This is a genomic window from Vibrio sp. MED222, assembly GCF_000153005.1.
Lineage (GTDB): Bacteria > Pseudomonadota > Gammaproteobacteria > Enterobacterales > Vibrionaceae > Vibrio > Vibrio tasmaniensis_A.
This window is the reverse complement of the sequence record NZ_CH902608.1, coordinates 320,141-346,200: the sequence shown is the minus strand read 5'-3', so window position 1 is coordinate 346,200 and position 26,060 is coordinate 320,141. Positions and strand designations below refer to the sequence as shown.

General features: G+C 44.1%; 25 protein-coding genes and 1 pseudogene. 15 read left to right on the top strand and 11 right to left on the bottom strand.

What is annotated here, in order from left to right; genetic code table 11:
* Position 1 precedes the first annotated feature (1 nt).
* From MED222_RS09050 to tsaA, 4 genes and pseudogenes are all read right to left on the bottom strand, one after another.
* Positions 2-205 carry a YaeP family protein gene (locus MED222_RS09050; protein WP_009847436.1) on the bottom strand — a complete coding sequence of 68 codons (204 nt, stop codon included), beginning with the start codon at positions 203-205 and terminating at the stop codon, positions 2-4.
* A 187-nt stretch (positions 206-392) separates the two neighbouring features.
* Positions 393-1,082 carry a tellurite resistance TerB family protein gene (locus tag MED222_RS09055; RefSeq protein ID WP_009847435.1) on the bottom strand — a complete coding sequence of 230 codons (690 nt, stop codon included), beginning with the start codon at positions 1,080-1,082 and terminating at the stop codon, positions 393-395.
* Between the two features lie 188 nt (positions 1,083-1,270).
* Positions 1,271-2,985, bottom strand: a pseudogene (locus tag MED222_RS09060) (proline--tRNA ligase).
* Positions 2,986-3,086: 101 nt separating this feature from the next.
* Entirely contained in the window at positions 3,087-3,782 is a 696-nt protein-coding gene (gene tsaA / locus MED222_RS09065) for a tRNA (N6-threonylcarbamoyladenosine(37)-N6)-methyltransferase TrmO (protein ID WP_009847433.1), read from the bottom strand.
* 124 nt (positions 3,783-3,906) lie between these two features.
* Here tsaA and MED222_RS09070 point away from each other — a divergent pair, with 124 nt between their 5' ends.
* From MED222_RS09070 to MED222_RS09075, 3 genes are all read left to right on the top strand, one after another.
* Positions 3,907-4,167, top strand: a complete 261-nt coding sequence (locus tag MED222_RS09070; protein ID WP_009847432.1) for a type B 50S ribosomal protein L31 — start codon at positions 3,907-3,909, stop codon at positions 4,165-4,167.
* A gap of 1 nt (position 4,168) precedes the next feature.
* The gene (gene ykgO, locus MED222_RS22020; protein WP_009847431.1) at positions 4,169-4,294 is read left to right on the top strand and encodes a type B 50S ribosomal protein L36; all 126 of its coding nucleotides are present in this window, start codon (positions 4,169-4,171) and stop codon (positions 4,292-4,294) included.
* A gap of 387 nt (positions 4,295-4,681) precedes the next feature.
* Complete coding sequence (locus MED222_RS09075) at positions 4,682-6,268, top strand: AbgT family transporter (protein WP_009847430.1); 1,587 nt, start codon at positions 4,682-4,684, stop codon at positions 6,266-6,268.
* 277 nt (positions 6,269-6,545) lie between these two features.
* Here MED222_RS09075 and MED222_RS09080 read toward each other — a convergent pair whose 3' ends face one another.
* Positions 6,546-6,989, bottom strand: coding sequence for a YaiI/YqxD family protein (locus MED222_RS09080; RefSeq protein WP_009847429.1), 444 nt, complete (start codon positions 6,987-6,989; stop codon positions 6,546-6,548).
* Between the two features lie 38 nt (positions 6,990-7,027).
* Positions 7,028-7,315 (bottom strand): hypothetical protein, encoded by a 288-nt coding sequence (locus MED222_RS09085; protein ID WP_009847428.1) that lies wholly within the window; start codon positions 7,313-7,315, stop codon positions 7,028-7,030.
* 768 nt (positions 7,316-8,083) lie between these two features.
* Here MED222_RS09085 and MED222_RS09090 point away from each other — a divergent pair.
* The gene (locus tag MED222_RS09090) at positions 8,084-8,602 is read left to right on the top strand and encodes a GNAT family N-acetyltransferase (RefSeq protein WP_009847427.1); all 519 of its coding nucleotides are present in this window, start codon (positions 8,084-8,086) and stop codon (positions 8,600-8,602) included.
* Here MED222_RS09090 and MED222_RS09095 read toward each other — a convergent pair.
* A complete protein-coding gene (locus MED222_RS09095; protein WP_009847426.1) occupies positions 8,568-8,876 on the bottom strand; it encodes a DUF3301 domain-containing protein in 309 nt (102 codons plus the stop codon). The two genes, MED222_RS09090 and MED222_RS09095, sit on opposite strands and share 35 nt — an antisense overlap.
* A gap of 84 nt (positions 8,877-8,960) precedes the next feature.
* Entirely contained in the window at positions 8,961-10,001 is a 1,041-nt protein-coding gene (locus MED222_RS09100; RefSeq protein WP_009847425.1) for a DUF3549 family protein, read from the bottom strand.
* A gap of 87 nt (positions 10,002-10,088) precedes the next feature.
* On the opposite strand from MED222_RS09100, the gene MED222_RS09105 reads away from it, so the two are divergent.
* Positions 10,089-10,403 carry a YqcC family protein gene (locus tag MED222_RS09105; protein ID WP_009847424.1) on the top strand — a complete coding sequence of 105 codons (315 nt, stop codon included), beginning with the start codon at positions 10,089-10,091 and terminating at the stop codon, positions 10,401-10,403.
* A complete protein-coding gene (truC, locus tag MED222_RS09110) occupies positions 10,403-11,152 on the top strand; it encodes a tRNA pseudouridine(65) synthase TruC (protein WP_009847423.1) in 750 nt (249 codons plus the stop codon). The genes MED222_RS09105 and truC overlap by 1 nt, the downstream gene beginning before the upstream one ends.
* A gap of 161 nt (positions 11,153-11,313) precedes the next feature.
* Here the strand turns inward: truC and MED222_RS09115 are convergent, their stop codons facing one another.
* The 3 genes from MED222_RS09115 to map all read right to left on the bottom strand — a co-directional run bounded on the left by MED222_RS09115 (position 11,314) and on the right by map (position 15,551).
* Positions 11,314-11,697, bottom strand: coding sequence for a DUF3461 family protein (locus MED222_RS09115; protein ID WP_004734354.1), 384 nt, complete (start codon positions 11,695-11,697; stop codon positions 11,314-11,316).
* Between the two features lie 218 nt (positions 11,698-11,915).
* Positions 11,916-14,537, bottom strand: a complete 2,622-nt coding sequence (gene glnD / locus MED222_RS09120; protein ID WP_009847422.1) for a bifunctional uridylyltransferase/uridylyl-removing protein GlnD — start codon at positions 14,535-14,537, stop codon at positions 11,916-11,918.
* A gap of 123 nt (positions 14,538-14,660) precedes the next feature.
* Positions 14,661-15,551, bottom strand: coding sequence for a type I methionyl aminopeptidase (map, locus tag MED222_RS09125; protein ID WP_009847421.1), 891 nt, complete (start codon positions 15,549-15,551; stop codon positions 14,661-14,663).
* Between the two features lie 457 nt (positions 15,552-16,008).
* Here map and rpsB point away from each other — a divergent pair, with 457 nt between their 5' ends.
* The 9 genes from rpsB to bamA all read left to right on the top strand — a co-directional run bounded on the left by rpsB (position 16,009) and on the right by bamA (position 26,046).
* Positions 16,009-16,740: a 30S ribosomal protein S2 gene (gene rpsB, locus MED222_RS09130; protein WP_009847420.1), complete on the top strand. Its 732-nt coding sequence runs from the start codon at positions 16,009-16,011 to the stop codon at positions 16,738-16,740.
* A gap of 137 nt (positions 16,741-16,877) precedes the next feature.
* Complete coding sequence (gene tsf, locus MED222_RS09135; protein ID WP_009847419.1) at positions 16,878-17,723, top strand: translation elongation factor Ts; 846 nt, start codon at positions 16,878-16,880, stop codon at positions 17,721-17,723.
* Between the two features lie 156 nt (positions 17,724-17,879).
* Positions 17,880-18,611, top strand: coding sequence for a UMP kinase (gene pyrH, locus MED222_RS09140; RefSeq protein WP_009847418.1), 732 nt, complete (start codon positions 17,880-17,882; stop codon positions 18,609-18,611).
* 98 nt (positions 18,612-18,709) lie between these two features.
* On the top strand, positions 18,710-19,267 hold the full coding sequence (gene frr, locus MED222_RS09145) for a ribosome recycling factor (protein WP_009847417.1): 558 nt from the start codon (positions 18,710-18,712) through the stop codon (positions 19,265-19,267).
* Between the two features lie 98 nt (positions 19,268-19,365).
* Entirely contained in the window at positions 19,366-20,118 is a 753-nt protein-coding gene (locus MED222_RS09155) for an isoprenyl transferase (RefSeq protein ID WP_009847415.1), read from the top strand.
* A gap of 16 nt (positions 20,119-20,134) precedes the next feature.
* Entirely contained in the window at positions 20,135-20,977 is an 843-nt protein-coding gene (locus MED222_RS09160; RefSeq protein ID WP_009847414.1) for a phosphatidate cytidylyltransferase, read from the top strand.
* Positions 20,978-21,028: 51 nt separating this feature from the next.
* Positions 21,029-22,237, top strand: a complete 1,209-nt coding sequence (ispC, locus tag MED222_RS09165; protein ID WP_009847413.1) for a 1-deoxy-D-xylulose-5-phosphate reductoisomerase — start codon at positions 21,029-21,031, stop codon at positions 22,235-22,237.
* A complete protein-coding gene (gene rseP, locus MED222_RS09170) occupies positions 22,234-23,592 on the top strand; it encodes a sigma E protease regulator RseP (protein ID WP_009847412.1) in 1,359 nt (452 codons plus the stop codon). The genes ispC and rseP overlap by 4 nt, the downstream gene beginning before the upstream one ends.
* 48 nt (positions 23,593-23,640) lie before the next feature.
* On the top strand, positions 23,641-26,046 hold the full coding sequence (gene bamA / locus MED222_RS09175) for an outer membrane protein assembly factor BamA (protein ID WP_009847411.1): 2,406 nt from the start codon (positions 23,641-23,643) through the stop codon (positions 26,044-26,046).
* Positions 26,047-26,060 lie beyond the last annotated feature (14 nt).

Here is a 26,060-nt window from a genome sequence, read left to right as displayed (position 1 = left end):
ATTAGTCCTCGAAATCTGAGATCAGTAGATTCGCTGCGGCAAATGCAGCACGATCTCTTGCTTCTTTAGGAAGAGATTCATCTGCAGCAAGGTCGTTCAATGTTTTTACCGCGCAGGTGATCGCTTTAGGGATATAGCCTTGGTCGCCACTGCCAATTTGAGAATACAGTTCACGCACCAAATCACAACAATCGTATACTTTCATTTTTATACCTAACCAAATGATAACTGATCTCAATATACACATAGAGATAAGCAAAAACAAAGTGGATCTGACTAAGTTCCGAGTTAGTTTGTTCTTGCTCAATATCTCATTCTGTTGATGCTCAATGTATCACTTTGCTAACTTGTTACTTAGCGTGATATTTACTGATTCGCCTGATAATTACCGCTTAACTAGAGATCTGCTGTTCAAGCTGATAAGTGACCTCATCAGCTAAGTTGAGCTGCTTTGCTAACTCTTTGAGGTAAGCCTTCTCCATAAAGTTCTGCTCATCCGCTACAATCAAAGAGGCTAAGTAGATCTCACTCGCTTGTTGAGGTGACGTTGCTAATTGAGCAATTTCGCTTGGATCGAGTGGCTTGTGCAATTCTTCAGACACCAATTTAGTCAGCTGATAATCGGCGCCCATGTTCTCGACGGCTTGTTCAATCTTAGCCATCTCTTCTTCATCAACATGCCCGTCAGCTTTGGACGCAGCAATCATTGATCTTAGAATCAGTACGCTATGGTTTGAATCGGTCTCATCAAATTGAGCTTGTTCGGAATTCGGTGCTTGGCCTTGTTTAGACTGATAGTCGTTATAGACCTTGTAAGCGAGTGCGCCAAGTGCCGCAGCGCCACCAATACCAGCGGCTTTCTTACCCATTTTATTGGTTTTCTTAGAGCCCATTAACGCACCTAAGAGTCCGCCGCCCACTGCGCCAGCGCCGAAGGCTCCGAGCGTGCTTTTGTTGATATTCTTACCACTGCCGCCTTGAGTTAGGCCACTTAAACTTGAAGAGCCTTGGGAAAGCTTCTGAGTACCTTGTTTTACGAGATCTGACTTAAGTGCTTGGTTAAGTAAGCTTTTGATATCCATCGATACCTCCAATGTAATCGTGTCTAAAGAGTTGATGAACCAATATACGGATTTAAAGATGAACAGGGGATTAACTTACGTTATTTACTCTGGTGATAAATAGAAGGGAGTTTGAAGAGAAACGACAGGCACAAAAAAGGCCACCTAATGGCAGCCTTTCAATGTATATCTAGCGAGTAATCGGATTACTAAGCTAGTTGAGCTGTAAGGTGCTCGATAACCGTGTCCATAGCGATTGCTTCTTTATCACCAGTACGACGGTTTTTGTATTCGAAGTTACCTTCGTCCATGCTGCGATCACCGATGACGATAGTGTGAGGGATACCCACTAGCTCGATATCTTTAAACATAACACCTGGGCGCTCTTTACGGTCATCAAATAGTACTTCGATTCCCATAGCCGTTAATTCAGCGTATAGCTTCTCAGCGGCTTCTTTAACGCGCTCAGATTTGTGCATGTTCATTGGTACGATAGCAACTTGGAATGGTGCTAGTGCGTCTGGCCAAGTGATACCGAATTTATCGTGGTTTTGCTCGATAGCAGATGCAACAACACGTGAAACACCGATACCGTAACAACCCATTTCTAGGATTACGCTCTTACCATCAGGACCAAGCACGTTACAGTTCATTGCTTTAGAGTAAGTATTACCTAGTTGGAAGATGTGACCAACTTCTATACCGCGCTTAAGTTGGATGGTACCTTGACCACATGGGCTAAGGTCGCCTTCAACTACGTTACGTAGGTCTTCAACTTGAGCAAGCTCAACGTCACGACCCCAGTTAATACCGAAGTAGTGCTTACCGTCTACGTTTGCACCAGCACCGAAGTCGCTCATTACAGCAACAGAGCGGTCAACGATGAATGGTAGCTCTAGACCAACAGGGCCAAGTGAACCAGGACCTGCACCAACAAGTGCACGGATTTCTTCTTCAGAAGCCATCTCTAGTGGAGTAGCAACCTGTGGAAGGTTCTCTGCTTTCACTTCGTTAAGCTCGTGGTCACCACGGATGATTAGCGCGATGATGTCTGCATTTACTTCATCAGAAGCTTTAACGAATAGAGTCTTAACTGTCTTCTCGATTGCTAAACCGTGTTGCTCTACAAGTTCTGCGATTGTTTTTGCGTTTGGCGTATCAACCAGTTCCATCTCTTGAGTTGGCGCTGCCGCTTCAGTCGTTGGAGCTAGTGCTTCTGCTTTCTCGATGTTCGCTGCGTAATCAGATTCTGAAGAGAATGCGATTAGGTCTTCGCCGCTTTCAGCAAGAACGTGGAATTCTTGAGAGCCGCTGCCACCGATTGCGCCAGAGTCTGCTAATACTGGACGGTACTCAAGGCCCATGCGGTCAAATGCTTTACAGTAAGCATCGTGCATCGCTTGGTAAGACTTTTCTAAGCCTTCTTTATCGATATCAAAGCTGTACGCATCCATCATAGAGAATTCACGAGCACGCATTACGCCAAAACGAGGGCGGCGTTCATCACGGAATTTAGTCTGGATTTGGTACAGGTTTAGAGGTAGCTGTTTGTAAGAGCTGATCTCGTTACGTACTAGGCTCGTTACCACTTCTTCTGCTGTTGGGCTAAGAACAAATGGACGAGAATGACGGTCTGTGAAACGAAGTAGCTCAGGACCCATCTTTTCAGAACGGCCAGTCTCTTCCCAAAGCTCAAACGGTTGAACTACGGGCATCAAGATTTCAACGGCACCTGCATTATCGATCTCTTGGCGAACGATATTTTCGACTTTACGCAGTACACGTAGACCAGTAGGTAGCCAAGTATATAAACCTGAAGCTAGCTTACGGATCATACCTGCACGTAGCATCAGCTGGTGGCTGATAACTTCTGCGTCGTTTGGAGTCTCTTCAGAGTAGAAAGAAGGTAGTTACTGGTACGCATTCTATGGTATCCGTTTCATCATTGATAAAAGAAAACTTGCTGTCGTTCGTAACCACAGCAAATCTGATATAGCCGCATATAATATCAGCCTATTTGGGATCTCAAAAGCGTTCAATGTCAGTTACATTGATGAAAAGCGTTTCAACCACGAATTTCACGTTAAGATCGAACAAATTTACCGCATATTCCTTATTGTCAGGCTTACCTTTCTTATAGGCAGGGCGAGGATCTTGGCCTAATACTTCTTTGATCACCTGAATGATATGGCGTGCTTGTGGGTGGTTTGCGAGCTTACTTTGGGCTTGCTGCGAGAAGTTCACATCTAGCACTTCAGGTTCATCGGCGGCAAACCCTCCTAGTGCATCGGGAATTGAATCCGAGTAGGGGATATAAGGTTTGATGTCGATGATCGGTGTGCCGTCAACGAGATCAACACTGCCCAAGTCCAACCAAGTTTGTCCCTTTTCTTGAGATACACCTTTGAGCTCAACCGCGGACATACCCACTCCATTCGGTCTGAATGTGGCACGAGACGCGAATACACCAATACGTTCGTTCCCGCCAAGGCGAGGTGGCCTCACGGTTGGTTTCCATCCTGCTTCAAGGTTCTTATCGAACAAAAACAACAACCACACATGACTAAATTGTTCAATATCACGAACAGACTCAAGGCAGTTCGCTGCTTCAACTAGCCTGACTCTTGAGGTAGAAGTGGGTACTAACCTAGGCTGTCTTGGCACAGCGAACTTCTCTTTATAAGGAGACTCAATAAAGCCAACAGGTTCAATGGTGTACATAGCAAGGTGTTCTCTGGTTTCAGTTAAGACGGAAAAATATCATAAAATCACTTGTTTTTCTTTTGATAATAATTATCATTTGATATGTTATAACATATCAAGTTAGTTATTTAAGGGAAATACAATGAAACCGAATATCCACCCTGATTACCGCCCCGTGGTTTTTCATGACACCAGTGTCGATGAGTACTTCTTAATCGGATCAACATTGAAAACAGATCGCACTATCGAATGGGAAGACGGAAATACTTATCCTTACTTCACGATTGAGGTGTCGTCAAAGTCGCATCCTTTCTATACGGGTAAACAGCGAGTGCTACATAAAGAGGGACGCGTTGCGAACTTCACTCGTCGTTTTGGTCAATTAGGTAAGGGAGCTAAATAGAATGAAAGTTGTGAAATCACTGAAAAGTGCGAAAAGCCGTCACCCAGATTGCCAAATAGTAAAGCGTAGAGGTCGTCTCTATGTCATCTGTAAATCCAACCCGAGATTCAAAGCGGTTCAAAAATAGTCAGTCAATTTGATGTGACATGAGTGTAAAAACGAGGGGAAAGTCAAACTTCATTCATTTGTCTGTTTTTCTTTTCCTTCGAGAGGAACTTTGCAGGAGAGTATGTGCTCACTTAGCGTACGTTGTTTCTTATTTGTCACTTTATCAATAGCTTACAAGCGCAAGCATAAACCGAACGAATGCATCCATACCAATTATAAACCTAACTTTTATACTTTAATCGGAGTTATTTGCTAATTTTTTGTTTTTATTAAGTTAAAAAGAATGGTTTATTACACACTTTGTAACATTTACGATTTCTAATTGACCCTTTTGTCGAGTAATCTGCGCGGGCAATTTAAACATCTTTGTCACAATTGCACAGGAATCACTACAAGGAGGGAACTGATGAGTTCATCAGCTTCAATAAAAAACAATTCGCCTAAAAAACCTATTTTTACTCGCTTTTTAGATGGCGTTGAATATTTGGGGAACCTATTACCCCACCCAATCACTCTTTTCGCAATCTTCTGCTTAGCAATCCTCGTTACTTCAGGTATTGCTGGTTACTTCGAAGTGTCTGTTATGGACCCTCGACCAGAAGGTGCTAAAGGTCGTGCTGCTGACGGCATGATCCACGTTGTAAGTCTGCTTAACGCAGAAGGTCTACAACTTATTGTGACTAACTTAGTTAAGAACTTTGTTGGTTTTGCTCCACTAGGTACTGTACTTGTTGCTATGCTTGGTGTAGCGATTGCTGAACACTCAGGTCTACTATCTGCTGCAATGCGTGGCATGGTAATGGGTGCTTCTAAGCGTATGGTTACAGTAACTGTTGTGTTTGCAGGTATTATCTCTAACACAGCATCAGAGCTTGGCTATGTGGTACTTATTCCACTAGCAGCAATGCTTTTCCATTCTTTAGGTCGTCACCCTCTTGCTGGTCTTGCTGCGGCATTCGCTGGTGTGTCAGGTGGTTACTCTGCAAACCTACTTATCGGTACGGTTGACCCACTGCTTTCTGGTATTACAGAAACAGCGGCACAGATGATTGACCCGTCTTACACGGTTGGTCCTGAGTCAAACTGGTACTTCATGTTTGTTTCTACTTTCTTCATCGCGATTACAGGTGCATTTGTAACTGAGAAGATTGTTGAACCTAAGTTGGGTAAATACAACGACGAAGAAGCTTCTGAAGATTTATCAAATGATTCGATGGGCAGACTGACGGATGTTGAGAAGAAAGGTCTAAAACTAGCAGGTATTGCTGTATTGGCTGTTTCTGCACTTCTAGCGTGGACTATCGTTCCAGCTGACGGTGTTCTACGTTCAGCGTCTGGTACGGTTTCGGGTTCTCCATTCTTGAAGAGTATTGTTGCGTTTATCTTTGTATTCTTCGCTATTCCTGGTTTTGTTTACGGTAAAGTTACCGGTTCAATGAAGAACGATCGTGATGTGATCAACGCGATGGCAACGTCTATGTCTTCAATGGGCATGTACATTGTTCTTGTATTCTTTGCTGCACAGTTTGTTGCTTTCTTTAAGTGGACTAACTTTGGTCAAGTAATCGCTGTTGGTGGCGCTAGCTTCTTACAAGATATCGGTCTTACTGGCCCAATGTTGTTCTTTGCATTTATCCTAATGTGTGGCTTCATTAACCTAATGATCGGTTCGGCTTCTGCTCAGTGGGCAGTAACAGCACCTATCTTTGTACCTATGCTAATGCTTGTTGGTTACGCACCAGAAACGATTCAAGCAGCTTACCGTATCGGTGATTCAACGACGAACATCATTACACCAATGATGAGCTACTTCGGTCTTATTCTTGCTGTAGCGACGCGTTACATGAAGAACCTTGGTATCGGTACTCTGATTGCTACAATGCTTCCATACTCAATCTGCTTTATGTTCGGTTGGAGCATCTTGTTCTACCTATGGGTGTTCGTATTTGGTCTTCCAGTAGGCCCAGGTGCAGCAACGTTCTACACGCCGTAGTAACGTTAGTACAAGTCATATTGTTAGATTTTAAAGCCTGCTTCGTGCAGGTTTTTTTTGATCGAAAGTATGGTGTACCAATCACGGAAAGTGATCTGAAAGAGTGTAGAAAATTGGGATGATTTAAAAAGAAGAGATGGTGACAAGGTGGATCATCAATACTCCGTTAAAGTAGCACTTAGTATCAAGTGTTAAGTAACAAAAACGGAGTATGTCGACAAACATATCTACAGGTTCACGGTTATGGCTATGAACGAATCTCAATGTTTCTTAATGATTAGCGCTTTGCTAGCAGGCGATCAAGATGATTCGCGAACTCACGACGATCGGTCTGTGAGAGGGCGCTTGGTCCACCCGTTTGGATGCCGCTTGAACGCATGGTATCCATAAAGTCACGAATGTTCAGGCGCGCTTTGATGGTTTCTTTGGTGTAGAGCTCGCCACGAGAGCTAAGTGCTTGACCACCTTTGGTGATCACTTCATCGGCGAGAGGGATATCGGATGTAATCACGAGATCACCGGGTTCAGTGCGTTTTACGATTTCATCATCTGCAATATCAAATCCGCTTGGGACTTGAATTGAGTGGATGTTATTGCGTTTAGGGACAGGAACCAGATGGTTTGCCACGAAGGTACATTCAACCCCAGTGCGCTCAGCTGCGCGTACGATTGTTTCTCGGATAACCTTAGGACAAGCGTCCGCATCAACCCATATTTTCATAGTGTTCTATTTCTCTGTTAGCTTATTGCTCAGTTAACTTATTGTTCCGTTAACTTGGCTTCTAGCGTGGCAACGCGGGTGGTAAGTTCAAGGATTTGCTTTTCCAGTTGGCTAACACGATCGAGTGCTGGCTCTTCTTGTGTCGCGACTTCAACTTTAGGAACGCGATTCGCGCTTTTCCAGCTCTTGATGGTTGTGATTAAAGCGGGCATCGGAACCGATGTACTCATACGAGCTTTAACTAAAGCAACTGTAGGCTCTTTCCCTTGTGCTTGCAGTCCTTCAAGCACTGATTTCAACTCTTCAGACACATCTTTTGTCAGCATGTTGACCTCCATTTTTAGTCTTCAGCCATTTTACTCGCTCTGGTGAGTGATAGCGAATCATAAAACCGCCCATAGCTTGTGAGAGATCTCTTACAAAGGTTGTGAGATAACACGAATACATCGCTAGAGAGATTGAGGTGCATATGATTAAGTGGTTGATTTTTTGTTGTTTTATATAATTAACAACTTTTATGAATTCAAAGTGTGATGCAAATCTATTGTCCCAAATCGTAAATCGCGTAAATTAAACCTTGTCGGAAGGATTCTGACACGGAACAGGAAAGCACCAAGGATTTGGTTATCTTCAGGATGAAGATTTGGTTACTTAGGATTGAGTAGTCAAGCATGGAGCGTAAGGACATTGTAGGGATACAGTCAGTTAACAGGAAGTTAGCTGCAACGGAATGACAATGGACACCTTTAGGATTTAAAGGGTTGGATTAGCATCAGGACGATGTAAAGGACACCGCTCACGGAACAAGTGATGTGCGCTAACTAGGATTGTTAGCTTTCAGGATGATTGGACACCGCTAGGACGGCGAAGTAAAGGAAAGAGCTGAAGGATTACAGCCACTATTATGGATGATGCATGGAGCATTTATTAGTAGCCGGACTGCTGCGAGTAAGACCCTAGCCCTGACACTTCGGTGTCGGGGCTTTTCTTTATCTGAGGCTTTTCTTCTCTCTAGGGGGCTCTTTAATTCAGGAGCTTTTATCTAAGATCGCGACATCTGCTTTTCTGCTAATGGTCAACACAAGGAGTGTTTTATGACGATAGCAACCTCAAGAACGCTGTTGGTACCTTATACCGAACAGCTACAACACGACTTTATCAAGTTGAATTGCTGCCCCGTTAATCGTTCTGAAATGAATGGGCCGCACTCTATTGCCTCTGCGAAGTTCTTATTTCAAGAGATACTGCAAGACAACGTCGGCTTCTGCCGCGCTATCATCCACAACCAAACCCGTGAATATCTTGGGCATGTCTTTATTTCATCAGAAGAGGGTAGGCATGAGCTTGGCTTTATTTTGGATAAAGAGTATTGGAATCGCGGCTTTGCTAGTGAGGTGCTAAAACCATTTTTAAGTTTGGTGTGTTTTGAAGAGCGCCTAACGAATGTTGTTGCGACTGTGAATGTCGGCCACAACCCATCGATTAAGTTATTAGAAAAACTAGGATTTGAATTTAAGGAAACCAAACAAGATTCGTTTGGCCCTTATCATGAATATAGCTATAACGCGCACTGCGACGTTACATTCTATGAGGCTGTAGCTCAAACCGCATAGAGCGGAAGCCGACCATGGTCAGTTTTCCTTGGTATAGGTCATCACCTAATGCCGAAAATTCAAAATGGTACACAGTATGCCAGCGCCAAATGGTCGTGAGTTCATGGCGCATCTTAAGTTTATGACCGTTGAAGGCAACGCTTAATAGCTGCAAGTCGAGCTCTTTACACTTTCTCGCAATGGCAGCTTTCGCAAGCTCGGATTGCCTGCGCTGCTGCCAAAACAGAAAGCAAAAGAAGCACAGCATCAAAATAGCCACTAAGTTATCTATCATCTAGTCCATACTTCCTTTTATCTTTCTATTCCAATTGTGTTTTGAGCTCGTTGTTACGAGCTACTGAGCTGTTCTGTCTAGTTTTTATTGCGACTTAGCCGCTTGTTGTAACTCAATCAATGCATTTGCGAGTTCTGGTGATGGGTTCGAATTCAACAACGGCAAAAATACCATTCTTAGTGTCGGAATCATCACTAAATCTGCAAATAACTGATTGAACAGGTTTTGGTTGCCTGTTTGTGCGAGACGTAACAAGAATTGCTCGGCAATCGCTGGATCTTGTAGTGCGTGCCAGCTGCGACCCGCTAAACCAATTAACACCTCTTGGTGGCTTAAGCGTGGACTAGCGAGAACTTGGTTAATGATGTTATTCGCGATTCCTTGTTCTGCACCGGAAAGGGCACGAACCAAAGCTGACAGTAAGAACAGATCCGGCTCTTGACTGTTAATCTCATTGTCTGCCATCTCTTGTAAGCGTTGAGCGAGCTTATCATTGATTTGCGTGTGCTCAAGCGCCCCTAGTGTTGCGTATAGCGGCTCTGATGGCAGTTTATTCAATGCCTTGCGAATAGCGACACCGTTTTGCTGACTGCCTAAGCGAGCACACATATCGGTGATGCCTTGAAGACCAACGGTTTTCCAGTTGTCCCAACCTAGGTCGCCAGTGAAGTAGTGTTGAGCGTGTTCGTAATATTGGCTCGTCGCTAGGTCTAACCCTGCTCTTACTTGGCTATGAAATACGGCCATTTTGTCTTCTGAAGGCTTGAAGGTATATGGGTTGTTAGACAGCTTTTGTTGTTGCTCTTCGCTGATATCACCGTTCAAACGTGTGCCCATCGCTTCGATAACAAACTTAAGAAAATTACCCACATCCCCTTGATGCAGTAAGCCTCTTTCATCGAGTTTGAATTTTAGGAACCAGATCCAAGGTTGCTTGTGTTCGTTCCAGTAGCTAATCGCTAAGTGAGCTTGTTTCTGAAGTGGAAACGGGTATGGCTGTTTCCCCTGCTCAACATCAGAGAATAGGGTGTTGTCGATTTTCTGGATACGACGACCTAGGTCGTAGATGTCGTATTGGCAACCGCTATTCTTTAGTAACTGAGTGAGCGTGTGAATGGTTTCCATAGTAATAAAGCTCCTAACTTTCTTTCCTAAATAGATGGTACTCTATGCCCCAATTTCAAGGTCACTAGATAAATAACTTGGTGAAAAATGACAGCTGCCACAAAGTTACCTCCTTTACTTCAACAATTAGAACAACAAATGCGCCAATGTTCGCTATGGAGTGAACTTCCGCCTTCGAATGAAGCTTTGGCGAGCGTTGAGCCTTTTGCGATTGACTCGCTACAACCAGAAGAGTGGTTGCAGTGGATCTTTATCGTAAAGATCAACGCAATGATGGATGCCCAAATGAGCCTACCGAAAGGCTTTGCGATTCATCCTTATTTTGGTGAAGTGTGGAAAAATGAGGCAGACAAAGCTGAACTGCTAGTGACGATTCAGAGCATTGATGAGGTATGCGCGTAATGTTAGAGATCATTTATCAAGATGAGTATTTTGTCGCGGTGAATAAGCCAGCGGGTATGCTAGTGCATCGCTCATGGTTGGATAAACACGAGACTCAGTTTGTGATGCAGACTCTGCGCGACCAAATTGGTCAGCACGTATTTCCTCTGCATCGCTTAGACCGTCCAACGTCTGGCGTATTGGTGTTCGCACTGTCGAGTGAGGTTGCCTCAGAGGTGATGCCGATGTTCGCCAACCATGAGATGCAAAAGACTTATCATGCGATTGTCCGTGGGTGGATAGAAGAGGGCGATACGCTCGATTATGCACTCAAGGTCGAGTTGGATAAGATCGCCGATAAGTTCGCGAAAGAAGATAAAGAACCACAAGAGGCCGTCACTGTTTACGAGCCGTTAGCGAAAGTCGAAGTGCCGTATTCAACAGGCCGTTTTCCTACCAGTCGTTATTGCTTAGTTGAGATGATGCCAAAGACAGGACGTAAACATCAGCTGCGTCGTCACATGGCTCATCTAAGACACCCAATCGTGGGCGATACTTCACATGGTGATGGTAAGCATAACCGACTGTTCCGTGATGATTTAGACTCACACCGTCTGTTGCTGCATGCTTCTGAATTGCGCTTCATTCATCCTTTCACTAAAGAAGAATTGGTGATGAAGGCGAACTTAGATGAAACGTGGTTAAGGTTGTTTGAAACTTTTGAGTGGGATGCCAACTTAATCGATGCTCAAACTTGCTTGTCGAAGTAAGTCACGCGTGTTTAAGCAATCGCGAGTCTAAGTGAATAGAGAAAATAGAATAAAAACAAAGGGCTGATAGTGATATCAGCCCTTTTTGATGTCTGTGCGACCTTAACGGCATAACTAATGTAGGTTAGTTAATCGTTAATTGCTAACAGTTAATCGCGGGATCATTTAAGTTTTTCTAGATCGGCTTCGATCTCTGCGATCTTGCTTGATACCACTTTTTCTAGATGGCGTAAGTCAGTAAGGATCTTCTGCTTCACATCCACCTCAGCCGTTGGCGTCGGTTTGGTGATTTTGTTGAGTTCATCAATCACAAGAGTGAGGTTGCGGTTAATCTCGGTCACTTCTTTGTATTGATTATTGCCGCCGCTAACAAGCACACTTTTTACTTGTCGTGGGTACTTAAACTTAACGCTTTTCGCGAACAGTTCACCTTTCTGCTTACGAAAGTAAATCTTCAGGATATCTTTGTGCGCTTCTTGGCGAAGGGAGTAACGTTCAATCTGTTTAGGTTCGTGGATACCTAAGCCAGTGAGGTTTGGATACATAAGCGACCTCTAGGTTATGAATGTAATACTTTTATGTAATTGACTTGATCAATGTAGCAGCCTAACGACGAGCTAGATAGTTGATATCTGTGAATTGATTGTAAGTTGTGGGCAAGATCGCTCTCTATCTTTGCCCACACTTATTTGGCTATTAAAGCAGCTCCTAGAGCTAAACTTGTTTCCTCGTCACAACTTACTTCTAGCTCTAAATTAGCTTTCTAAGGTGCGAGTTCTGAAACGTGCTCGGTTAATCTTTCTCTTAAGGCTTGTTCTTGTTCTTCAGACAACCTTCCTCCCGCGTCACTGGTCAGAATAAACAAATCTTCTGCACGTTCGCCGATGGTGGTAATTTTAGCGCCGTGCAAATTGATGTCTAACTCAGCAAAGGTTGCGCCGACTTGAGCCAACAACCCCGGTGTATCAAGAGCTCTCAACTCCATCAAGGTGCGCTTCTTGCTCTTAGTTGGTAGGAACTCAACCCGAGTTTTTACCTTGAAATGCTGCAAGTTTCGAGGCGTGCGACGTGTCTTAATCTTAGTTGGACGGCCATCAGCCAGAACATGAGTTAGATGCTTCGCAACGGCTTTGTGCCTTGCTTCATCAATCGCTTCACCATGTTGATCAAGTACGATAAAGGTATCCAAAACGTGACCATCTTTACTGACCATGACCTGTGCGTCGTGAACGTTAAAGTTACGTCTGTCGAGCTCGGCAACAACGGTGGCGAAAAGTGCTGCTTGGTCTTTACAGTATACGAATACCTCTGTACCACCTCGTGTTGCTTTTTTGCTGATAAGTACTAAAGGTTGGCTCGGATCTTCTAAGCGAAGTAAGTGCTCACAGTGCCAAGCAATTTGAGTGTGTGTATGACGCAAAAAATAGTCAGCTTTAAAACGCTGCCACAACACTTCAATTTCACGAGCGGAGAAACCTTCTTTACGCAGCAGTGCAGATGCCATTTGTTGATTGTGACGAATACGGTCTCTGACATCGACTGGGTTTTCCAAGCCGCGACGCAGTGCTCGCTGCGTAGAATGGAATAGCTCTGCGAGTAGGGTACGTTTCCAGCTGTTCCATAGCTCTGGGTTGGTTGCACAGATATCAGCGACAGTTAAGCAAACCAGCAGCTCAAGTGACTCTTCATCGCGAACTTTTTTGGCGAATTCGGTAATCACATCCGGATCGTAGATATCACGGCGCTGAGCGGTCACTGACATTAATAGGTGGTTTTGTACTAGCCACGCAACTTGTTTGGCTTCAGGCTTCGATAGCCCATGCTCAATACAGAAAGAGTAAGCCTCAACGGCGCCGATTTCCGAGTGGTCTCCACCACGGCCTTTTCCGATGTCGTGGAAGATAGCGGCGAGGATCAGGAGTTCTTTTTTCTGAACTCGAGGGTACACTTCACAACAAATTGGGTGTTTGTCGTGGTTCTCTACTTGGCTAAAGCGGTTGATGTGCTTGAGCAGGCGAATACTGTGTTCATCCACGGTGTAAACGTGGAACAGATCAAACTGCATTTGGCCGACAATTTGGCTCCATTGCGGTAAGTACGCCGATAGCACGCCCAGTTTATGCATCAAGCTAAAAGCTTTGTGCAGTGCGTTGGGGTGGCGAACTAAATCCATGAACTTGTCACGAGCTTCAGGAATGGTATGCAGGAAGCGGTTCAATCGGCGACGCGCCGTTCGCAGTTGTCGTAATGTTGGTGGGCTTACCCCTTCGATCGTCGAGTCATTCGCGATATGGATAAACATATCGAGAATCGTTTCTGGCCGTGCTTGGAATAGGGCTGGCTTACGCGCTTCGATTAATGAACCTCGACGTTGGAAGTCATTGTCGAGAATCTCGGCTTCTTGTGTTTGACCACCGTTAATGATTGCTTGGTCAAACAGCTTAAGCAGCATCTTGTTGAGCTCTGCTACACGACGAAGTGTTCGGTAGAACTCCTTCATCATCATTTCTACGCCGCGATTGCCCTCACCAGTGTAACCAAGGTGTTCGGCTACTTGAGCCTGATGCGCAAAGGTAAGTCGGTTGTCATAACGGCGCAGCTCTATGTGCAGTGCAAAGCGAACGCGCCATAAGAAATCTTGGCACTCCACGAGTTCACGATATTCGGCATCGGTAAGAAAGCCATACTTGCTCATTTCTAACAAAGAAGTCGCACCGAAGTGGCGACGTGCTACCCAACTCAGAGTGTGGATGTCTCTGAGCCCGCCCGGAGTTGATTTAATATCCGGCTCTAGATTGTAAGTTGTGTCGTGATAACGAGCGTGACGCTCTCTCTGTTCTTGAATCTTCGCCTTGTAGAAGGTCTCACTTGGCCAAAATGAATCGGAATGAATCTTTAGCTTTAACTCTTGAAAGGTGTCTTCGCTTCCGCATAGTAAACGTGACTCTTGTAAGTTGGTCGCAACGGTTAAATCATCGATGCCAATCTCAAGACACTCGGCAATGGTACGGACTGCGTGGCCGACTTCTAGCTTCAAATCCCACAGTAGGGTGATGAATTGACTGACTTTCTCACCTAGTGCTGATGGCAGAGTTCTTTGCGAGACGATGAGAATATCAATATCGGATAAAGGGTGTAGTTCACCACGGCCATAGCCGCCTACTGCGACCAACGCAATATGAGGCAGTTTGCTAAATCCGAAATGCTCCCATAAACGGTTGAGAAGCAAATCCATGTATTCGGAGCGCAGCAGAACCAAATCGGTAACTGGATGATGATTTAGAAATTCACTCTTTTGATACTGCGTGAAGATTTCGAGCTGATTTTTTAATTCGCAGATTTCAAGTTGTTCGTCATTGAACGTAATAGGGCATTGATAAGGCATAGTCTGCTATCCGTGCAAGCAAATGAGAATAGTAAACAATTTAACAGAAGCTGATGCAAAATCGAAATTGAGCGGATAAAAAATATCCTCGGCAATGCGAGGATATTTTCAAAGTCTGAGTGTTCAGTTTGTTGAACTAAGCGTCTTCATGATACGTGGAATCGTATCATCACTGCGTAGTGTTAGTACTTCACAACCAGTATCAGTAACAACTAAAGTGTGTTCCCACTGAGCCGAGTTCTTGCTGTCAGCTGTGTACACTGTCCAGCTATCTTCGTCATCTAGACGGCAACCAAATTTACCAGCATTGATCATTGGCTCGATTGTGAAACACATGCCTGCTTTTAGCACTGTGCGATCGCTGTTTTTGTAGTGAACGACTTGTGGATCTTCGTGGAACTCAGAACCAATGCCGTGACCACAGTAATCTTTTACAATAGAGAACTTAGCGCGTGGGTTATTCTTGTTGTTTGTCTTGATGTACTTCTCGATAGCAGTACCAACTTGGCCAAGTTGAACGCCTGGTTTAACCTGACGCATGCCTTCGTAAAGTGCTTCTTGAGCAACCATGCATAGACGTTTGTTTGCTGGTGAAACTTCACCCACAAGGAACATTTTAGATGTGTCACCATGGTAACCTTGCGGACGAGTGCTTAGGTCTGCATTTTCGTCATCAGGAACAATCACAGTGATATCAACGTTTAGAATATCGCCATCTTTCAATACTGCAGGTTTGAATTGACCTGTGCTACCAGTCTCATCTTGTGATGCTGGAATACCATGACACACGATGTGGTTGATAGACGTACAGATAGACTTAGGGAAACCGTGGTAATCAAGTGGTGCTGAGTATGCGCCTCTCTCTAGAGCGTACTCGTGACAGATTTGGTTAAGCTCTTCTGTCGTTGTACCCACTTGGATGTGAGGTTCAATCATCTCTAAAATTTCAGAAGCCAGCTTGCCGGCGACGCGCATTTTTCCAATTTCTTCAGCAGTTTTAATTTTTACAGCCATTGCATATCTCTTAATTTGGTAGCACCTAAGTGTGCATATTGGGGCTATTCTATCAGTGCAGCATTTTAGCGCAACATTCCCATATCCATACAATGCTGGTGGATACTACTTAATTTAAGCCGATATTGCTCTGTAAGACGATGCTGAATCGATTTGATTAGGCCGCGATTTATCGGTGAAATCCGCTAATAGGCTAGAGTATAGCAGTCGCCATTTTTGGATTTTTTTCTAGCCATAGATAGACAAAATATGGTATAAAGCGCGCCGGACATCAGGACTGTTTTCTCCAATTGGCGAAACAAGCTTTGTGTCCACTAACTTATTTCTTTAAATCACACACATTCCGACACATGTTCCGGGGTGCCTCAACAACACAGATAACGGCTGAAAAGTGGTTAGTTGTTAGGGGTCGGATTCATGGGGGATGTGGAGGCCTAACCCCATAGAGGATTTTAAAATGGCAACTGTATCAATGCGCGATATGCTTAAAGCTGGTGTTCACTTCGGTCACCAAACTCGTTACTGGAACCCAAAAATGAAGCCATTCATCTTTGGTGCTCGTAACAAAGTACATATCATCAACCTAGAAAAAACTGTACCAATGTTCAACGACGCTCTAGCTGAAATCGCTAAAGTTGGCGAGAAGAAAGGTAAAGTTCTTTTTGTTGGTACTAAGCGCGCTGCATCTGAAGCTGTTAAAGAAGCTGCTATCAACAGCAACCAGTTCTACGTTAACAACCGCTGGTTAGGCGGTATGCTAACGAACTACAAAACTGTTCGTCAGTCTATCAAGCGTCTGAAAGAACTTGAAGCGCAAGCTCAAGACGGTACTTTCGACAAGCTTACTAAGAAAGAAGCTCTAATGCGCACTCGTGAAATGGAGAAGCTAGAGAAGTCTCTTGGTGGTATCAAGAACATGGGCGGCCTTCCAGACGCTCTATTCGTTATCGATGCTGATCACGAACACATCGCAGTTAAAGAAGCAAACAACCTAGGTATCCCAGTTTACGCTGTAGTTGATACTAACTCTAACCCAGACGGTGTTGACTTCGTTATCCCTGGTAACGATGATGCAATCCGTGCAGTACAGCTTTACCTAAACGCTGCTGCAGACGCGGTTAAAGAAGGTCGTAACAAAGATGTTGCTGCTGTAGCTGCTGAAAAAGACGGTTTTGTAGAAGCTGAATAATAGCGGCTCTGAGCCATATTTAGTTCATATTAAGCGGTCATAATCGATGGCTTAAGAACTGAATACAGTCAATATCAGGGGCCAATTAATTAGGCCCCTGTTTTTTATCTTTTTTAGAATTTACTGAGGAATAGAGAATGGCAACTGTAACTGCAGCTCTAGTTAAAGAACTTCGTGAACGCACAGCTGCGGGCATGATGGAATGTAAAAAAGCGCTTGTTGCTGCTGAAGGCGACATCGAGCTAGCAATTGAAAATATGCGTAAATCTGGCGCAGCGAAAGCAGCTAAAAAAGCTGGTAACGTTGCTGCTGAAGGCGCAATCATCATTAAAGAAGAAGCTGGCGTTGCTGCTCTTCTTGAAGTGAACTGCCAAACTGATTTCGTAGCTAAAGATGCAGGTTTCCTTGCATTCGCTAACGAAGTTGCTGAAGTTGCTCTAGCTGAACGTCTAGACATCGTTGCACTTCAAGCTAAGTTTGAAGACGCACGTATCGCTCTAGTAACTAAGATCGGTGAGAACATCAGCATCCGTCGTGTTGAGCTTGTTGAAGGTGTTGCACTAGCTTCTTACCGTCACGGCGAGAAAATCGGTGTTGTTGTTGCTGGTGAAGGCGAAGCTGAAACGCTTAAGCACATCGCTATGCACGTTGCTGCTTCTAAGCCTGAGTACGTTAACCCATCTGACGTACCTGCTGACGTAGTAGAAAAAGAAAAAGCTGTTCAAGTTGAAATCGCTATGAACGAAGGCAAACCACAAGAGATCGCTGAGAAAATGGTTATCGGCCGTATGAAGAAATTCACGGGCGAAGTATCTCTTACTGGTCAAGCTTTCATCATGGAACCTAAGAAAACTGTTGCTGACATTCTTAAAGAGAAAGGCGCATCAGTTACTACCTTCGTTCGTTTAGAAGTTGGTGAAGGTATCGAGAAAGCAGCTGAAATGAGCTTCGCAGACGAAGTTGCAGCGGTACAAAAAGGTTAATCCTTAGCGTATTGTTTGAAAAGAGACCGTGGCAAATGCTGCGGTCTTTTTATGAATAATGAATTATTTCCGGCTTTTAGCTGTTATGAATGCAAACTGAGCTCTTCAGTTTTTATCCATGACTGTTAATCATCAACTCTTTGGAAGGTAAGCTCCATGACTACGAACCCTAAACCAGCGTATCAACGTATTCTGTTAAAACTTAGCGGTGAAGCGCTACAAGGCGAAGAAGGTTTTGGTATTGACCCAACGATCCTTGATCGTATGGCTCAAGAAGTAAAAGAATTAGTTGAACTAGGCGTTCAAGTTGGTGTTGTTATCGGTGGTGGTAACCTTTTCCGTGGCGCAGGCCTAGCAGAAGCGGGTATGAACCGTGTTGTTGGTGACCATATGGGGATGCTGGCAACGGTAATGAACGGCCTTGCTATGCGTGACGCACTACACCGTGCTTACGTAAACGCACGTGTAATGTCAGCAATTCCTCTTAAAGGTGTATGTGACGACTACAACTGGGCAGATGCAATCAGCCAACTACGTCAAGGTCGTGTTGTGATCTTCTCTGCTGGTACTGGTAACCCATTCTTTACTACAGACTCTGCTGCATGTTTACGCGGTATCGAAATCGAAGCTGACGTAGTTCTAAAAGCAACAAAAGTAGATGGTGTATTTACTGCTGACCCAGTAGCAAACCCAGACGCAGAGTTGTATGATACGTTGTCTTACAACACCATTCTTGAAAAAGAATTGAAAGTAATGGACTTGGCCGCATTTACGCTAGCACGTGACCACAAAATGCCAATCCGTGTATTTAACATGAATAAGCCAGGCGCACTACGTCGCGTGGTTATGGGTGAAACTGAAGGTACATTAATCAGCGACGCTGACTAATTTTTCGGGCTTACTGAAGTATAATGCTTCGGTAAGCTTATCCTTATCACTCCAAATAAAAAGCTTTCTTGAAGAAAGAACATAATCAAGGTGAAATTGTGATTAACGAAATCAAAAAAGACGCTCAAGAGCGCATGGTAAAAAGTGTTGATGCACTAAAAAACAGCCTACAAAAAATCCGTACAGGCCGTGCTCACCCGAGCCTACTTTCTGGTCTTACTGTTGAGTACTACGGTGCACCAACACCTTTGACTCAAGTAGCTAACGTTATTGCTGAAGACGCACGTACACTAGCAATTACAGTGTTTGATAAAACACTGACTCCTCTTGTTGAAAAAGCAATCATGACTTCTGACCTAGGCTTAAACCCTATGTCTGCAGGTACGGTTATTCGCGTTCCACTTCCACCGCTTACGGAAGAACGTCGTAAAGACCTAGTTAAAATCGTTCGTGGCGAGGCTGAAGGTGGCCGTGTTGCTATTCGTAACATCCGTCGTGACGCGAATGGCGATCTAAAAGCACTTCTTAAAGACAAAGAAATTTCAGAAGACGAAGATCGTAAAGCACAAGACGAAATTCAAAAGCTAACTGACGCTGCGGTTAAGAACGTAGACGAAGTTCTAGCAGTTAAAGAAAAAGAGTTGATGGAAGTTTAATTTTCCATATTCTTTTCTTTCAGGAAAAACGCTGTACTCACGGTGCAGCGTTTTTTTATGCTATTCTGTTCGACTATTAGAATTTGATTCACTCTTTTATGCATAATTCTCAAGCGTTCACAGACTCTCTTCCTAAACACATTGCTATCATTATGGATGGTAATGGTCGCTGGGCAAAAGCTCAGGGTAAGCCTCGTGTCTTTGGTCATAAAAATGGCGTTCAAGCTGTTCGAAAAACCATATCTTCAGCAGCCAGACTTGGCATTAAAGCCGTAACTCTTTTTGCTTTTAGTAGTGAAAATTGGCGTCGTCCTGAAGAAGAAGTGGGTCTCTTGATGGAACTGTTTATTTCAGTGCTATCGAGTGAAGTAAAAAAGCTTCATAAAAATAATCTACAACTTCGTGTTATTGGTGATAAAAGTCGTTTTAATGAGCGACTACAAAAGAAAATAGAAGAAGCGGAAGCTTTGACTAGCACCAATACGGGTATGGTTATTAATATTGCGGCTAACTACGGCGGTAAGTGGGATATCCAGCAAGCGATGACTTCGATTGCTCAACAGGTTAAGTCTGGCGATATTAATGTAGAAGACATTGATGAAGCTATGATTACACAACACCTGACGATGGCAGATATTCCAGAAGTCGATCTACTTATCCGCACCAGTGGCGAGTGCCGCATTAGTAACTTTATGCTTTGGCAATTAGCTTACGCCGAAATGTATTTCACTGAACAATTCTGGCCAGACTTTAATGAAGACAGCTTAGTAGAAGCTGTGACTTGGTTTGTAAACCGCGAGCGTCGTTTTGGATGCACCGGTGAGCAAATTAAAGCTCTGATGGACAGTTAATAAGGATTTTTTTGGTTTGAAACAACGAATTATTACGGCGTTGATTTTAGCTCCCCTAGTTATTCTAGGTATTTTCGAGTTATCACTTCCCACGTTTATTCTTTCACTAGCAGTAATCTCGCTATTGGGTCTTTGGGAGTGGACTCAGTTTGTTGAAAGCAAATCACGTTATTTAGCGTTGATTCCAACAGTTGTGGTAAGTGCTGCAAGTTTTGCTTTTATACCTTTTGATGCATTTAGCCTTAATAACTTATCGGGTGCTCACTACGCCATTCTAACGATTGGTTCAATTTGGTGGGTAATCGCGAGTGGTATGGCAGTGACTTATCCTAAGTCTATGCCAGCATGGAAAGACTCATCCATTCTTCGTCACGCATTTGGCGTGCTGACTTTGCTACCATTCTTCTGGAGTGTGGTTATCCTGCGTGCTAACGGTATTGATGTTGATCCTTACCACGGCGCAAAATTGGTGATGTTCGTTTGCTTGCTTGTTTGGGCTGCGGACAGTGGTGCTTACTTTTCAGGAAAGAGCTTTGGCAAGCGCAAAATGGCCCCTGCGGTGAGTCCTAATAAAACGATTGAAGGTCTTATTGGTGGCATCATTACAGCAGTGATCGTGGCCTGGATCTTTGCTGACTTGTTTGATATCCAATTCACAAGCCCTCTCCACATGATTGTTATTACTCTTGTGACCGTCGTTATTTCTGTTCTTGGTGATCTTGTTGAAAGCATGTTTAAACGTGTTTCTGGGGTGAAAGACAGCAGTAATCTGATTCCTGGTCATGGTGGTATACTTGATAGAATAGATAGCTTAACGGCTGCGTTCCCTGTCTTTGCTCTGCTTTATTTAGCATTCTAATAAAAAAGGGCAGTGATTCTGCCCTTTATTACATTTCTACGGTCATATGTGATGCGAAATCTAACTATCCTTGGCGCTACCGGCTCAATTGGTGCAAGTACACTAAAAGTCGTTGAACAAAACCCAGAACTCTATTCGGTTGTAGCAATGGCTGCAGGCTCGAATGTTGAAAAGATGCTGGCGTTAGTTGAAAAGTGGCAACCAAGCTATGTTGCTATGGCTTGCCCTGATGCAGCATCTAAGCTGACTGAAGTGTTGTCTACAAATCACCCAAACATCAAAGTTCTTTCTGGTTCTGAAGGCATGTGTCAGGTCGCTTCTCTAGATGAAGTGGACACGGTAATGGCTGCTATTGTGGGTGCGGCAGGTTTGCTTCCTACGATGTCTGCGGTTAAGGCTGGTAAGCGCATCTTGCTGGCTAACAAAGAAGCGTTGGTGATGTCTGGCCAGTTGTTTATCGACGCCGTAGAGAAGTACGGCGCTGAACTGCTTCCTGTCGACAGCGAGCATAATGCTATCTTTCAGTGTTTACCTCAGAATGTGCAAACCAAACTAGGCCGTTGTGACCTTGAAGAAAATGGTATCAACCATATTCTTTTGACTGGTTCGGGTGGCCCTTTTCGCTATACGGATGTTGCAGAGTTAGATTCGGTCACACCTGAGAGAGCGATTGCACACCCTAACTGGTCAATGGGCCCTAAGATCTCTGTTGATTCAGCTACGATGATGAATAAAGGCTTAGAGTACATTGAGGCGAAATGGCTATTTAATGCCTCTCAAGAGCAACTCAAAGTTATTATTCACCCTCAGTCTGTGATTCATTCTATGGTTCAGTACAAAGATGGCTCAGTATTGGCTCAAATGGGTGAACCTGATATGGCGACGCCAATTGCTTTGACCATGTCTTATCCTGATCGTACTGAAGCGGGTGTTAAGCCTCTGGATTTCACCAAAGTGGGCGAGCTTACCTTCTTAGAGCCCGATTTAACTCGTTACCCATGTTTGAGATTAGCCATTGAGGCGTGCTATTTGGGGCAGCATGCAACAACAGCAATTAATGCGGCAAACGAAATTGCAGTCGATGCTTTCTTGAACAATCAAGTGAAGTTTACCGATATTGCTATCATTAACGAGCATGTTATGAACAAAGTATGTGAACAACATAACTCTGAAGGCTTAGATAGCTTGGAAAGCCTTCTCGAGCTCGATAATATGTCTCGTCAAATAGCCATTCAATTTATAAAAGAGCAGCTAGCATGAGTGGAATTCTGTGGAACTTCGCATCCTTTATTGTAGCGCTTGGTATTCTGGTCGCTGTTCATGAATTTGGACACTTCTGGGTTGCTCGTCGCTGCGGTGTGAAAGTAGAAAAATTCTCGATTGGTTTTGGTAAATCGATCTGGAGTAAAGTTGGCCGCGATGGAACGGAATATAGCTTGTCAGTCATTCCATTGGGTGGCTACGTTAAGATGCTTGATGGTCGTGTTGATGACCTTTCTGAAGACGAACAGCAATACGCTTTTGATAAGAAACCGTTGTGGAAACGAACAGCGATTGTGGGTGCAGGTCCAGCATTCAACTTTATCTTTGCCGTGTTCGCATATTGGCTGGTATTTTTGATTGGCGTGCCTGCGGTTAAACCGGTGATCGGTGAGGTCACCCCGCAATCTATTGTTGCACGAGCCGGAATTGAAACTGGAATGGAACTTAAATCTATTTCAGGAATCAAAACCGCAGATTGGGAATCAGTAAACTTGGGTTTGATATCACATATTGGTGATGAGTCCATGACTGTAACGGTTTCTTCTCAAGACGACATCGGCTTTGAACAACAGATAACATTGGATATTTCTGACTGGTCGTTCAACTCAGAAACTGAGTCAGCAATGACAACGCTTGGTTTTAGACCCTATTCTCCAGAGATATCGACAGTGCTCGCTCAAGTTATTGATGACGGTGCTGCCTATTCTGCAGGGCTAGAATCTGGCGATAAAATTGTCGAAATTAATGGTCAGCCTATTGAACAGTGGAAGTCGGTTGTTGAATTAATCCGTTCACACCCAATGATGCCCTTGGACCTTGTCGTATTACGAAATGGTGTTGAGCGGTCATTGGTTATGACGCCCAATAGTCGCGAATTTTCTGATGGTTCTACAATCGGCTATGCGGGTATTGCTCCCGAAGTCGCAGAATGGCCAGAAGATTATCGCTTTGAGTTACAATTTGGTGTAATTGAGTCTGTAGGAAAAGCATTTAATAAAACAGGTCAAATCATAGGTTTGACACTGACAATGCTTAAGAAGCTTATCGTTGGTGATGTTGGCTTAAATAACTTGAGTGGCCCAATTTCAATTGCTAAAGGCGCAGGGGCAACCGCCGATTACGGTTTAGTTTACTTCTTAGGTTTTTTAGCTCTGATTAGTGTTAACTTGGGTATTATTAATTTAGTTCCGCTGCCTATGCTTGATGGCGGACATTTGCTCTTTTTCGCTATTGAGGCCGTTACTCGTAAACCTGTACCTGAAAAAGTTCAAGAAATGGGATATAGAGTGGGAGGCGCAATCCTCTTCTCTTTGATGGCTCTGGCAATATTTAATGATTTTACTCGTCTGTGAATGGTTTCTCACAGGCATTGGTAGTAGCAAGGAATAATTAGAATAAGTATGGCGATTAAGCAAATTCTGTTCGCAAGTCTATTGGCCACTAGTGTGGCTGCGAACGGAGCACAAAACTTTGTAGTTCAAGATATCAAGATCGAAGGTTTACAGCGTGTTGCACTTGGTGCAGCTCTACTGAAAATGCCAGTACGTATTGGCGATGAAGTGGATGACGGCGATGTGTCTGAGATCATTCGTGCACTGTATGCTTCAGGCAACTTTGAGGACGTTAAAGTTCTTCGCGATGATGATGTTTTAGTTGTTCAAGTCAAAGAACGACCGACCATCGCAAGTATCTCATTCTCAGGTAACAAGGCGATCAAAGAAGAACAACTTCAGCAGAACCTAGATGCATCTGGTGTTCGTGAAGGTGAAGCCCTTGACCGTACTACACTGAGTAACATTGAGAAGGGCCTTGAAGATTTCTACTACAGTGTTGGTAAATACAACGCGACAGTAAAAGCTGTAGTGACGCCTCTGCCTCGTAACCGTTCTGACCTTAAGTTTGTATTTACTGAGGGCGTGTCCGCTAAGATTCAGCAAATTAACTTTATCGGTAACGAAGTTTTCTCTGACGCTGATCTACTTAGTCGTTTCAACTTGAACGTTGATGTTGCATGGTGGAATTTCCTTGCGGATGAAAAATACCAGAAGCAAGTACTGGCTGGTGATATCGAAGCGTTGAAATCTTACTACCTTGACCGTGGTTACCTTAAATTTAAGGTGGATTCGACTCAGGTTGCGATCTCTCCTGATAAGAAAGGTGTTTACATCACGCTAGGCCTAGATGAAGGCGAAGCTTATACCGTTAAAGATGTCTCTTTCCGTGGTGAGCTTATCGGCCGCGAGGCTGACTTCGAAGCGTTAGTGCCATTCGAAGATGGCGATACATATAACGGTTCTTCTGTAACGTCTTTAGAAGAGGGCGTGAAACGAATTCTAGGCGAATCTGGCTATGCGTACCCACAAGTTCGTACGATTCCTGAATTTGACGATGAGACCAAAGAAGTGTCGTTGGTTATCAATGTAGAAGCGGGCAGCCGTATCTACGTTCGTGATATTCGATTCACGGGTAACAACTCAACGAAAGATGAAGTACTGCGTCGTGAAATGCGTCAAATGGAAGGCAGCTGGCTGAACTCCAAGTCGATTGATACAGGTAAGAACCGTCTTAACCGTTTAGGCTTTTTTGAAACGGTCGATGTGCAAACGGTACGTGTTCCTGGCAGTGAAGACCAAGTGGATCTGGTTTACAACGTTAAGGAAGCGAACTCGGGTAGCGTCAACTTCGGTGTTGGCTACGGTACTGAATCGGGTGTCAGCTTCCAGGTTGGTTTACAGCAAGATAACTTTGCAGGTTCTGGTAACCGTGTTGGCGTAAGCGCCATGATGAACGATTACCAAAAGAATGTGAGCTTAGACTACCGCGACCCATACTGGAACCTTGATGGCGTGAGTATGGGAGGGAAAATCTTCTACAACGAATTTGAAGCCTCTGAAGCGGGTATTGTCGATTATACCAACCAAAGTTATGGTACGAGCTTAACATGGGGTTTCCCTATGGATGAGCTGAACCGTCTCGAGTTTGGTTTTGGTTATACGCACAACAAAATCGGTAACGTTCCTACCTATATTCAAGTTGAACAGTTTGCGAGAAGTATTGACCAATACGGTGATGAGCATATCTTAACCGATGACTTCGATATCAATATCTCTTGGACGCGCAACAACCTTAACCGTGGCTTCTTCCCTACTGAAGGTAACCACCAACGTGCTTTCGCGAAAATAACCGTACCAGGCTCGGATGCGAAATACTTCAAAGCGCAATACGATGTAAAACATTACATTCCGTTGACTAAAAAGCATGAGTTCACACTATTGATGCGTGGTCGATTAGGCTATGGTAACGGTTATGGTCAAACGGATGGTAATGATAACTTGTTCCCATTCTACGAAAACTACTACGCGGGTGGTTTTACAACACTACGTGGTTTTGGTTCGAACTCAGCTGGTCCAAAAGCTGTTTACGGAAATAGCACGGGCAACAACCCGACGTACAATTCTGCAACCGATGATTCGGTTGGTGGTAATGCGGTTGCTTTGGCTAGCGTAGAGTTAATCGTACCAACACCGTTTGCTTCTGATGAAGCGCGCAGTCAGATTCGAACTAGCGTGTTCTTCGATATGGCAAGTGTATGGGATACCGAATTCGTAGACCGTGGCGTACCTAATAGCGGTCAACAGTACTACTACGATTACTCTGACCCAACAAATTACCGTTCATCTTATGGTGCCGCTCTTCAGTGGATGTCACCGATGGGACCATTGGTTTTCTCTCTAGCGAAACCAATTAAAATCTACGAAGGCGATGACGAAGAATTCTTCACATTCACCATTGGTAGAACTTTCTAATCTTTAAAGGACAA